Origin of the sequence: Dielma fastidiosa (genome assembly GCF_003475485.1) — a bacterium.
Classification (GTDB): domain Bacteria; phylum Bacillota_I; class Bacilli_A; order Erysipelotrichales; family Erysipelotrichaceae; genus Dielma; species Dielma fastidiosa.
The window spans coordinates 262,621-273,145 of record NZ_QRQL01000001.1 but is presented as its reverse complement, the minus strand read 5'-3'; the positions used below and the strand labels follow the sequence as shown (position 1 = coordinate 273,145).

General features: G+C 42.9%; 14 protein-coding genes. 13 read left to right on the top strand and 1 reads right to left on the bottom strand.

The window, feature by feature from the left end; translation table 11 throughout:
• Positions 1-57 precede the first annotated feature (57 nt).
• Positions 58-321, bottom strand: a complete 264-nt coding sequence (gene rpsT / locus DWZ33_RS01450) for a 30S ribosomal protein S20 (RefSeq protein ID WP_022937651.1) — start codon at positions 319-321, stop codon at positions 58-60.
• 107 nt (positions 322-428) lie between these two features.
• Between rpsT and gpr the strand changes: the two genes are divergently transcribed.
• From gpr to rpsO, 13 genes are all read left to right on the top strand, one after another.
• Positions 429-1,271 (top strand): GPR endopeptidase, encoded by an 843-nt coding sequence (gene gpr, locus DWZ33_RS01445; RefSeq protein WP_244925828.1) that lies wholly within the window; start codon positions 429-431, stop codon positions 1,269-1,271.
• A gap of 50 nt (positions 1,272-1,321) precedes the next feature.
• The gene (gene spoIIP / locus DWZ33_RS01440) at positions 1,322-2,215 is read left to right on the top strand and encodes a stage II sporulation protein P (RefSeq protein WP_118453547.1); all 894 of its coding nucleotides are present in this window, start codon (positions 1,322-1,324) and stop codon (positions 2,213-2,215) included.
• 4 nt (positions 2,216-2,219) lie between these two features.
• Complete coding sequence (locus DWZ33_RS01435) at positions 2,220-2,513, top strand: hypothetical protein (RefSeq protein WP_022937654.1); 294 nt, start codon at positions 2,220-2,222, stop codon at positions 2,511-2,513.
• 99 nt (positions 2,514-2,612) lie between these two features.
• Entirely contained in the window at positions 2,613-3,551 is a 939-nt protein-coding gene (fmt, locus tag DWZ33_RS01430; RefSeq protein ID WP_244925827.1) for a methionyl-tRNA formyltransferase, read from the top strand.
• A complete protein-coding gene (locus tag DWZ33_RS01425; RefSeq protein WP_118453546.1) occupies positions 3,548-4,042 on the top strand; it encodes an ECF transporter S component in 495 nt (164 codons plus the stop codon). Before fmt ends, DWZ33_RS01425 begins: the two co-directional genes overlap by 4 nt.
• A gap of 74 nt (positions 4,043-4,116) precedes the next feature.
• Positions 4,117-4,650: a LytTR family DNA-binding domain-containing protein gene (locus DWZ33_RS01420; protein WP_022937657.1), complete on the top strand. Its 534-nt coding sequence runs from the start codon at positions 4,117-4,119 to the stop codon at positions 4,648-4,650.
• Complete coding sequence (locus tag DWZ33_RS01415) at positions 4,647-5,129, top strand: hypothetical protein (protein WP_118453545.1); 483 nt, start codon at positions 4,647-4,649, stop codon at positions 5,127-5,129. Before DWZ33_RS01420 ends, DWZ33_RS01415 begins: the two co-directional genes overlap by 4 nt.
• A 189-nt stretch (positions 5,130-5,318) precedes the next feature.
• Positions 5,319-7,121, top strand: a complete 1,803-nt coding sequence (gene lepA / locus DWZ33_RS01410) for a translation elongation factor 4 (RefSeq protein WP_118453544.1) — start codon at positions 5,319-5,321, stop codon at positions 7,119-7,121.
• 85 nt (positions 7,122-7,206) lie between these two features.
• On the top strand, positions 7,207-8,034 hold the full coding sequence (locus DWZ33_RS01405) for a hypothetical protein (protein WP_118453543.1): 828 nt from the start codon (positions 7,207-7,209) through the stop codon (positions 8,032-8,034).
• A 20-nt stretch (positions 8,035-8,054) separates the two neighbouring features.
• On the top strand, positions 8,055-8,717 hold the full coding sequence (locus DWZ33_RS01400) for a sporulation initiation factor Spo0A C-terminal domain-containing protein (protein ID WP_118453542.1): 663 nt from the start codon (positions 8,055-8,057) through the stop codon (positions 8,715-8,717).
• Positions 8,718-8,719: 2 nt separating this feature from the next.
• Positions 8,720-9,814: a radical SAM family heme chaperone HemW gene (gene hemW / locus DWZ33_RS01395; protein WP_118453541.1), complete on the top strand. Its 1,095-nt coding sequence runs from the start codon at positions 8,720-8,722 to the stop codon at positions 9,812-9,814.
• A 29-nt stretch (positions 9,815-9,843) separates the two neighbouring features.
• Positions 9,844-10,056, top strand: a complete 213-nt coding sequence (locus DWZ33_RS01390) for a hypothetical protein (RefSeq protein ID WP_022937663.1) — start codon at positions 9,844-9,846, stop codon at positions 10,054-10,056.
• A gap of 115 nt (positions 10,057-10,171) precedes the next feature.
• Positions 10,172-10,438 (top strand): 30S ribosomal protein S15, encoded by a 267-nt coding sequence (gene rpsO / locus DWZ33_RS01385; protein ID WP_022937664.1) that lies wholly within the window; start codon positions 10,172-10,174, stop codon positions 10,436-10,438.
• Positions 10,439-10,525 lie beyond the last annotated feature (87 nt).

Here is a 10,525-nt window from a genome sequence, read left to right as displayed (position 1 = left end):
ACGCTGATCACAGTGTTTTTTTATTATAAAAAAACTAGCTCATCTGAACTAGTTTAATTAAGCGATTTTATTGATTGCTGCAGCCAGACGAGCTTTTTGTCTGCTGGCATAATTCTTATGGTGAATTCCGCTAGAGATCGCTTTGTCTAATTTAGAACTTGCATGGTTGTATGCAGCAATGGCAGCCGCTTTATCGTTCGCATCAACAGCAGCAATTACGTTTTTGATTGCAGTTTTCAGCTCTGATCTTTGAGCAGCATTAGCCATGTGTTTTTTATCATTAGTTAAGACACGCTTCTTTTGTGACTTGATATTTGGCATTCCGACACCTCCTAATTTTTTTCATTTGCCTTTAGATTATAACAAAAGTTATTATGAAATGCAATAAGACAAATAAAAAAAGACATACTATCGTAGAGGTGAATCGATTGAAAAAAGCAGATTACATGCCAAGAACGGATTTTGCCGATGAGGTAATTACCTCAATTGGTGAATTTGAGCATTACAACCGCATTGAAAAAAAGATGCCGAATATGAAAATGAATTGGGTGAAAGTATTTAATGACGAAAATGAATTTAAGAAGCAGAAGGGAGACTATATCACTCTGGAATATAAACAGATGGATGATGCTCTTTTGCGTGACGGTATCAGTGAAGAAGTGGTGAATTGTCTCGATCAGTTAACCAGCGAAATCGTTGTAAATAAGGTACTGGTAGTTGGTTTGGGCAATAAAGAAATGATTTCAGATGCCATTGGGCCTAAGACCGCGGAACAGATTTTGGTAACCGCTCATCTGTTTGAAAATCATCAGGATGTCGGCGATGGTGTCAGCAACTGCGCGGCAATCGCTCCTAAGGTCATGGGACAGACCGGTCTTGAATCAGCCCGTATTGTAAAAGGTGTCGTTGACTTCTATCAGCCTGATTTATTGATTACCGTTGACGCGCTGGCGACCAATACACTTTCCAGAATCAACCGTGTCGTACAGATCAGCAATACCGGCATCGTGCCAGGCAGCGGCGTTGGCAACCATCGTCTGGCAATCAATCATGAAACCATGCAGGTTCCGGTTATCGCAATCGGTGTCGCTACAGTAACGACGATCGGTGCCATCGTCCATGATGTGCTTAATGAGGAATGTGAATTAAAGCATGATCAGCTGGACTGCATCGTAACGCCGAGAAGCATGGACATCGAATGCGATCAGATTGCCAGCATTTTGTCGAAAAGTATCAATTGTTTTATCCATCCGGATTACGAATCGATGTAACTCATAAATGACTGGGCCAATACATAGAATGACAAAGAGGAGGCCGGTCAATGAAAACATCGTTTCAAATCTTTATCAAGCTTTGCGCGCTGGTGCTTTTTTTTGCCTGCACACCGTTTTTGGAAGGGATAAAAACAACGGTAAATGAACAGACGCTGGCCAAACATTTGGTTTACACGAATTTGGATATTGAACCTGTAGATCTTCAGGATTCTTTAAATGTGATCAGTGTACCTAAAACGGAGGATGCTTTGAAAACCGAGAATGTTCCGATTGAAGAAACTGAACCGCCGCTGCCTGATGAAGTGCCGGCTGAACCAATCGAAGAGAAGGAAAATCCGCCGGTAATCGATCCCGTCCAGCCGCAGCCAATAAAAGATAAATCAATCTATATCTATAATACGCATCAGCAGGAGGCATACATCGGTGAGCTTACCGTCTATAATGCCGCACAGGTTTTGGCAGATAAGCTGCGAACCCTAGGCTATACGGTGATTGTAGAGGATGGCGATTTTGTGAAATACGGTCAGGAAAATGAGATGGATTACAATATGTCCTATCAGATATCGCGTAAATTTATCACTGATGCGATTATGAATAACGGCGGCTTTGATTTGATAATCGATTTTCACCGTGATTCCGTGCCGAGAGAAAGCACATATATTACGGTCAATGGTATCGATTATGCGAAAATGATGTGTGTCATCGGTGGCCTTACTGATAACTCCTATGAAATAACCAAGACGGCTTCGACATTGTACGACAGCTGCAACGCTTTGGTCGGTGGTATAATGAAGAACACAATGACCCGAGAGGCTTATTACAATCAGGATATGAGTGACAAGATGCTTCTGATCGAGGTAGGCAGTGATAACAATACATTTGATGAAGTTAAAAATAGTGTTGATATCTTAGCTTTGGGCATTGCACAGATTCTGGGGTGATGCGATGAAACGCTTTTTAGCGGATGGTATGCTGATCTTTATTTTGGTTGGTATCGGTTCAACGCTGATGAAACAACAAGGTGAAGAACAGATTACAATGCAGTACAGAATTGAAGAATTTGAAAAATCAGTCGATGAGCAGCAAATTATTGAGCCGCAGGTTGAAGGTGCTTCGCTCAATAAAATTGAAATGAATAAAGCTGCCAAACTGGCTGAGGGTACAAGTGAGGTTATCGTACAGGTTGTCGATACGACGGTCAGTATGATTACGTCATTGTTTATCAGTGTGATAGAATGAACCTGGACACAGGTTCTTTTCTTTTACCAGCTATCCAGTTTACGCTAACCATTTTCTTGAAGGAAAAGCTGTGATATAATTAAGCGCGAGGTGAGCAAGATGAGCGAACAAAGAATAATTTTTATGGGAACACCGGTATTCGCATGCGGGATTCTGCAGCGATTGATTGATGAAGGCTGCAATATTGTCGGTGTAGTATCCCAGCCTGATAAAAAAGTTGGCCGCAAGCAGGAACTGCAGCCGACGCCAATCAAGCAGCTGGCTGAAAAATATCGGATACCGGTACTGCAGCCGCAGCGTATCAAAGAGGAGTATGAGCCGATACTGGCATTAAAACCAGATATGATCATTACATGCGCCTATGGGCAAATCGTTCCGCAAATTGTTTTGGACGCGCCGGCATATGGCTGCATCAATGTTCATGCCTCCTTATTGCCGCGTCTGCGCGGCGGGGCGCCGATTCATAAGGCAATCATTTATGGGGAAGCTGAAACCGGCGTATCAATCATGAGGATGGTTAAAAAAATGGATGCCGGTCCAGTCTGTGCCGTCGCTTCGCTTAAAATCAGTGAGACGGATACAACCGGCACGCTGCATGACAAGCTGATGGCCTTAGGGGCTGATTGTCTGGCTGAAGTGTTGCCGAAGCTTTTTGCTGATGAAGCAAAATTTATCGAACAGGACGAGAGCCAGGCGACGTTTGCTTGGAATATTTCCAAGGAGGAAGAGCTGATTGATTTTAATCGGCCGGCCAAAGCGGTCTATAACCATCTGCGCGGATTAATTCCATCACCTGTGGGATATGCGCTGATCAATGGTAAAAAGATGAAGTTTCATCAAGTCTCTTTGAGTTTGGAAAAAAGTGATGCAGCGTTCGGAACTGTTTTGGGTTTTGACGCTGATTCAATGAAAGTAGCTGTGGATGGCGGTATCATTCACATTCATCAGCTGCAGCTGGAAGGCAAGGCAAAAACCAGTGCCCGTGAATTTTATAACGGAGCTGGACGCAGTTATATCGGGAAGGAATTCAACAAATGAAATTAAAAGAAATAGTATTTGGGGCTTTTGGTATTGCGGCAATTTTTATTTTAACGGCATTTATCTCGCTGCCGGTAGCGAACCTAGGTTACATTAATATTGGCGATGCGATGATCATGCTGTTTGCATCTGTGTTAGAATCATCACCGCTGGCTTTTCTGATTTCCGGCATTGCCAGCTGTCTGTCGGATATTTATCTGGGTTTTCCTCAGTATGCGATCTTTACATTTATTATCAAAGGTTTGGAAGGTCTGCTGGTTTCCTTGCTGGCACGCCGTTTTAAAAAGAAGCTGCCGGCTTTTATCTGCGGAGCCATCATCGTTGTGGCAGGCTATGCGCTGACAGATGTCTTTTTAACAATGCAGTGGGCAAGTGCTTTTGCTTCCATCGGTATGAATTTTGTACAGGTGGCTGTTTCATGTACATTGGCGATGGCATTAAGCAAGCCTTTTGCGAAAATATCGGATAAATTTCTGCAGGTTATCCGCTGATTGCGGTAAGTTGTTTAGGTTTCCTTGCTGATTATTAAAATTAAGCTAAAATAAAATTAGTACCGGGAGGTTCCATGTTTAAAGTTAAATTTTTGGCTGAACAGAAGGCCAGTGTTTTGAAGCAGCTGCATATCGAAGAACAGTCTGATTATCAGATCGTACTCTGCGAGAAGGCTGATGACATTGAAGCTGATAAGATCAACCTTTGTTTTGCTTATGAGCATCTGGATCAGGTAACCAAGCTGATGGCTTTTAAAAATACACCGTTAAGCATTAAAGTGCCGTGCACAACAGAACGCGGCGAAGAAATGGTAGCTTTGCATATGATCGATTTTATCGAATCATTCGGCAATGAGATCAGTGCTTCCGTGAATCAGCGTGTGCTGCGGATCAGCAGTAAGCTTTATAAGCTTGAGGATGAGTGGCGTAAATACGGCTTTGTCAGGATCTCTAAATCACAGATTGTCAATGTAGGTAAAATTGCCGCGATCAAACGGGGCTTTAATGGTAAACTACTCCTTGTACTTGAAAATAATCAGCACCTTGAGGTCAATCGCAGTTTTGTGAAAGATTTTAAGGCATATATGGAAGGGAGGAAACCGTTATGAAATGGGTGATTGCTTTATGTTTGCTGCTGGCAGCCCTGGTTTTAGCGGTTGTTTCGATTCAGGAGGCATCCTTAAACAGTCAATTAGACGCAAGACAGCGTGAATTAGGCTATGCTTCAAAAAAACGCTCGTTTTACTTTGGAAAGCGTTACCTATCCTTGCTGTTTACTGCCGCGGCTTTCCTGGTGGTGCTACCGATGAATCCCTCTTCGCCTGTTGATGAGCCGGAGTCCAGTCCCATCAGTGTCATGAGCCTTGATCCATCAGCACAAAAATCAAGAGCCCTCGATCAGGATGTTTCGCCAGCCATTCAATTGCCGGCGGGCGTTCTGCTTGAAGAAAAGGCTGTTGATGTTACGGATCATCCAATGATCGGCATTTATCATGAGGGTGAATTGACTTATAGCGTTTATATTGTCGATAACGAACTGATCTTTCAGAATCAGGAAGGAAAGACATATGTGAATCAATTAAAATGACAAAAATTAAAAATATGTCATTTTTTTTAGCTCTTTTTTAGGAAAATCTGCGTGTATTTTTGATTTATACTTTTTATAAGCGCTGGATTCCTGTTAATTGTAAAATTAATTCGCTTATCAAAAAGCTTATGTTTGCTAATTATGAAACATTTGTTATAATAAAGAAGATTTTTAGATAGGAGTGGTTCGATGGACCAAAGCAAAATTAGAAATTTCTCAATTATTGCGCATATAGATCACGGCAAGTCAACGCTTGCGGATCGCATTTTAGAAATAACGGACACGATCATGCAGCGTGAAATGAAGGAACAGCTGCTGGATACGATGGATCTGGAACGTGAACGGGGAATCACGATTAAGTTAAATGCTGTTCAGCTGACATATCATGCATTGGATGGCGAGGATTATACATTTCATCTGATTGATACACCGGGGCATGTCGATTTTACCTATGAGGTATCACGTTCGCTGGCTGCCTGTGAAGGGGCTGTGCTGGTTGTAGATGCCGCGCAAGGAATTGAAGCGCAGACACTGGCCAATGTCTATTTGGCACTGGATAACAATCTGGAAATTCTGCCGGTTATCAATAAAATTGATCTGCCGAGCGCCCAGCCGGAAGTGGTTATGGATGAAATTGAAAATGTCATCGGTCTTGAAGCCCATGACGCACCGTGCATTTCCGCGAAAAGCGGTCTGAATGTCCGTGATGTGTTGGAACAGATCGTTAAACGGGTGCCGGCGCCGTCCGGCAATCCGAATTCACGGCTGAAGGCCTTGGTTTTTGACTCGATTTATGACGCATATCGCGGGGTTATCGCTTTTGTGCGGGTTAAAGAGGGTACCGTGAAAGTCGGCGATAAGATTCGTTTCATGGCAACCGGTGCTGAATATGAGGTGCTGGAGGTGGGTGTCCGCACACCGAAGGAAGTTAAGAAGGACTGCCTGTCATGCGGAGAAGTAGGCTGGATCGCCGCCAGTATTAAAACGGTTAAGGATGTGCGGGTCGGCGATACGATCACCCATGCAGATCAGCCGGCAATTGAACCGCTGGCGGGTTATCGTGAGATGAATCCAATGGTTTACTGCGGCTTGTATCCAATTGAAACTAACCGCTACAATGATCTTCGTGATGCACTGGAAAAGCTTCAGCTTAATGATGCTTCACTGCATTTTGAAGCTGAAACCTCGCAGGCGCTTGGTTTTGGTTTCCGCTGCGGCTTTTTAGGACTGCTGCATATGGATGTGATTCAGGAGCGGATTGAGCGTGAATATAATGTGGACATTATTGCGACCGCGCCTTCCGTTGTTTATCATGTCAATCTGACGAATAAGGAACAGATAACGATTGATAATCCTTCGATGATGCCGGATGTGCAGACGATTGAATCCATTGAAGAGCCTTATGTCAAGGCAACGATTATGTGTCCAAAGGAATATATTGGACCAATTATGGAGCTTTGTCAGAATAAACGCGGGACTTACCGAGATATGCAGTATCTTGATGAGACGCGGGTATCGATTATTTATGAACTGCCCTTAGGGGAAATAGTTTATGATTTCTTTGATAAGTTAAAATCATGTTCACGCGGTTATGCTTCCTTTGATTATGAGCTGATCGGCTATCAAATCAGTAAGCTGGCTAAGATGGATATCCTGTTAAACGGCGAATGTGTGGATGCCTTATCCAGTATCGTACACCGTGAATTTGCTTATGAACGCGGTAAATCGCTTTGTGAACGGCTGCGTAAGCTGATTCCGCGCCAGCAGTTTGAAATTCCGATTCAGGCATCGCTGAATGGCAAGATCATTGCGCGTTCTAATATTTCCGCATTGCGTAAAAATGTTCTTGCGAAATGTTATGGCGGTGACGTATCACGTAAAAAGAAATTGCTTGAAAAACAAAAAGAAGGTAAAAAGCGTATGAAGCAGGTGGGCTCCGTTGAAGTGCCGCAGGAAGCATTCATGGCTATTTTGTCGGTTGATGATGAATAGTGTCTGAAAAGGCACTGTTTTTTCTAGTTTTGTCGCTTTTGACCAATTTTCACCCAAATATGATATGCTGATTAAGGGTGATGCTATGTCATTAGCACAGGAATTTACAGATGATGTATATTTAAGCTTTGAGGAACTTGAAGCACTTCTGAATTATCAAAATACACAGGCGGTATGGCATGAGATTCAAGCGTATCGAAGGCCCTTTGAATGGCAGCTGAAAACTTCAAATCAGTGTTTTACCTTAGTTTTAACACCTCAGCTTTGCGCGCAATGTTACGCGCTGGAACAACAGATACGGTTTTATCAGCTGCTGATGGGTCAGCGTGAATCCAGTGATTATATGCTTCAGGCAGCTCTAAATCCCGAAACTGAGCAAGCCTTTTATTTGAATCATCTGAAAGCTTATTTCAAAATGCTTAGCTGCGATCAGCTGACAGCGCTGACACAGATGCACGTATTTGCACAAATCATGGCAGTTCGCTGTTTTTGCCATGAAGATTGCTTGGCTGCTGCTGCTTTTTGTCTTCAGCGTTATTGCCTGCCATCAGCGGCTGATTTATTGGATCTGTCCTTGCTGGCTTGCAAAGACAGTACGGCAGAAATGATCAAGATGATTCATCAGGCGCATCAAAAGCTGAAAGTAAAGCTGCAGCTGGTAAAGCTGAAGCATTCACCTTTTATGAATGAGGGTGATGTGATAGAGCTTTGCGCCCGCTATCCGTTTTTAAGTGATGCTCAGGTGCAGTTCTACTGTGCGCATCGTCAAGCGATGCACTATTATACCGTCAGTGATTATGCTAAGTGGAATCAATGCAGCCATGAAACAGCACGAACCAGTCTCAATGAACTGGTTAAGCTTGGCTGGTATAAGAAACAGAAGGTAGGAAAGAAATTTGTTTATTTAATATGATATGAAAGGGGAATTATAAAATGAAAAATATTGGGTATGTAAGTCATGACAAGGAGCTCAGGTTGCTCATCGAACAGTTGGAAGAGAGGCTGCCTGAACTGCGTTTCTATGATATCGGCGCTGATTTAAGCATCGTTCATAAAGCCGACATCAGTCATGTTATATTTGATTTTGATAACTTCCGCTCATTAAGCGATTCACTGCTTTATAAGCAAATTGAAAAGCTGCAGGGGATGCGGCTTTTGATTATTGGCAATGAGCTTTCTGAATTGCTGTTTAATCATCCTAAAAGCGGTACGGTCATCGCCCATTTACTAAAACCTGTCAGTCCGGAAAGCTTATATGCGGCGGTTAAGTATTATCTGCTTGATCAGGAACACTCGTTAAATAAGGATGAAGTTAGTGAACGTCTCTTATTTGGCAGCCGTATGTACAGCTGTCTGCTTGGCTACTATTATTTAAATAAAGCTGTTGAATACTGCCGTGATAATAATGTTGACGACAGTGTGAGAATGGCTGTGATTTATGATTATATTGCAGTGAATTATGATACGACAAAAAGTAAGGTTGAAAAATCGATTCGCCGATTAATTTCACGCTTTGAAGGCGGCCGGCATCGGACTAATTCAGAATGGATTCTGTATTTTTATGGACAGCTGCAGTCAAATAGGGTGGAGCTTTAATCATGGTCAAGGCAATGTATGTGCATGTGCCTTTCTGCGATTCAATCTGTGCCTATTGTGATTTCGGCCGCTGTAAGATGCAGCCGCAGCTGGCGGATCGCTGGCTGACAGCAATAGAGAGAGAATTATTAAAGCGGCAGCTGCCAACCGCAATATCGACGCTTTATATCGGCGGCGGCACACCCAGCGCGCTTTCGGTTAAACAGCTGGATACTCTGCTCACTCTGCTTGATGATTATGCTCAGCAAACAGAGGAATACAGTGTTGAAGCAAATCCGGAGAATTTAAGTTTAGAGAAGCTGGCCGTAATGAAGGCACATGGGGTAAACCGCATCTCATTGGGGGTGCAGAGCTTTAATGACCAGCTGATAAAACGTATTGAACGTCATCATGATAAAAAACGAATCGATCAGGCTCTGGATCAGATTCATGAAGCGGGGATTCATAATATATCCATTGATCTGATGTATGGCCTGCCGGATCAGACGATAGCGATGCTAATGGAAGATTTAAACTTAGCGGCCAATGATGAGCGCATCAAGCATATCTCAATATATTCACTGACGATTGAGGAGCACTCCAAATTTGGCCGGCAAAAGATTGCGCCTTGTGATAATGAATTGGAAGGGACGATGTATGAGCTGATTGTTAAGACACTGCCTGAATACGGCTATCAGCATTATGAAATCAGCAATTTTGCGAAACCGGGTTATGAAAGCAAACACAACCAGATGTATTGGCGTTATGAGGATTATGCGGGGATTGGCTGCGGCGCCAGCGGCAAGGAGAACCATATTCGCTATGACCGGCCTTTTCAGCTGCTGAATTATCTGAATGATGAAGAAGTGTTTGAACGGTTTGAATTGAGTAAGTCTGATGAAATGTTTGAATTTATCATGATGGGCCTGCGGATGAAGCAGGGGATATCACTGAGCCGCTTTGAGGCGCTGTTTCAGTGTTCACCAAGCGATGTCTACGCCTCAGCGATTCATCAAAATATTGCGCGCGGCTGGCTGCTGATAGAGGGTGATTCACTGCGGCCAAGTGAGGCGGGCATGACTTTTTTAAATGATGTTTTAATGGCTTTTATGGATTAAAGGCTTATAATAAGAGTGGAGATGATTATATGGAAAAACAGTCCTTCAGTCTAGTTGGCTTTGCCTTTGCTTTATTATCCTTCGCGTTTAATCCCTTAGGCAGTGTTTCGATTTTAGCCATCGTATTTTCATCCATCGGTCTGAAAGAACGGCGGCATTTAGGCAGTCACGGCTTCTGTGTCGGCGGCTTATGTGGTGGAATCGTCAGCTTAGTTCTTAAAATTGTCGAAATCTTCCTATAAATGCTTGTTTTTTTATCTGGCCTGTGGTAGTATATTAAAGGTTTGTTACTGTGCTATTCGCTTCCTCGGCGGTATGCTCGGTTACAAATGACTTAACAACAGGAGGAAATTTAAAATGATTTCAAAAGCAAAAAAACAAGAGATTATGAAGGAATACGCACGTTTTGAAGGAGATACAGGTTCTCCGGAAGTACAGGTTGCTGTTTTAACTTATAACATCAACACATTAACTGAACACATGAAGGTTCATAAGCATGACTTCCATTCTCAGCGTGGTTTAATGCAGATGGTTGGTCACCGCCGTAACCTGCTTGCTTACTTAAAGAGCAAGGATTTGAATCGTTACAAAGAACTGATCACTCGTTTAGGAATTCGTAAATAGTTGTTTATCAGGCTTTCTCGAATCGGGAAAGTCTTTTTTCTTATTACTGAAAATGTTTCCAAAATCAGTAAAGTATGCTATTATTAT

Bases quoted from the DNA above. Each gene is read 5' to 3' on its own strand.
- DWZ33_RS01415 (WP_118453545.1), top strand. From the start codon at position 4,647: ATGAAATGGGTGATTGCTTTATGTTTGCTGCTGGCAGCCCTGGTTTTA.
- DWZ33_RS01405 (WP_118453543.1), top strand. From the start codon at position 7,207: ATGTCATTAGCACAGGAATTTACAGATGATGTATATTTAAGCTTTGAG.
- rpsT (WP_022937651.1), bottom strand. From the start codon at position 321: ATGCCAAATATCAAGTCACAAAAGAAGCGTGTCTTAACTAATGATAAA.
- DWZ33_RS01400 (WP_118453542.1), top strand. From the start codon at position 8,055: ATGAAAAATATTGGGTATGTAAGTCATGACAAGGAGCTCAGGTTGCTC.
- DWZ33_RS01390 (WP_022937663.1), top strand. From the start codon at position 9,844: ATGGAAAAACAGTCCTTCAGTCTAGTTGGCTTTGCCTTTGCTTTATTA.
- DWZ33_RS01435 (WP_022937654.1), top strand. From the start codon at position 2,220: ATGAAACGCTTTTTAGCGGATGGTATGCTGATCTTTATTTTGGTTGGT.
- spoIIP (WP_118453547.1), top strand. From the start codon at position 1,322: ATGAAAACATCGTTTCAAATCTTTATCAAGCTTTGCGCGCTGGTGCTT.
- DWZ33_RS01425 (WP_118453546.1), top strand. From the start codon at position 3,548: ATGAAATTAAAAGAAATAGTATTTGGGGCTTTTGGTATTGCGGCAATT.
- fmt (WP_244925827.1), top strand. From the start codon at position 2,613: ATGAGCGAACAAAGAATAATTTTTATGGGAACACCGGTATTCGCATGC.
- hemW (WP_118453541.1), top strand. From the start codon at position 8,720: ATGGTCAAGGCAATGTATGTGCATGTGCCTTTCTGCGATTCAATCTGT.
- DWZ33_RS01420 (WP_022937657.1), top strand. From the start codon at position 4,117: ATGTTTAAAGTTAAATTTTTGGCTGAACAGAAGGCCAGTGTTTTGAAG.
- rpsO (WP_022937664.1), top strand. From the start codon at position 10,172: ATGATTTCAAAAGCAAAAAAACAAGAGATTATGAAGGAATACGCACGT.
- lepA (WP_118453544.1), top strand. From the start codon at position 5,319: ATGGACCAAAGCAAAATTAGAAATTTCTCAATTATTGCGCATATAGAT.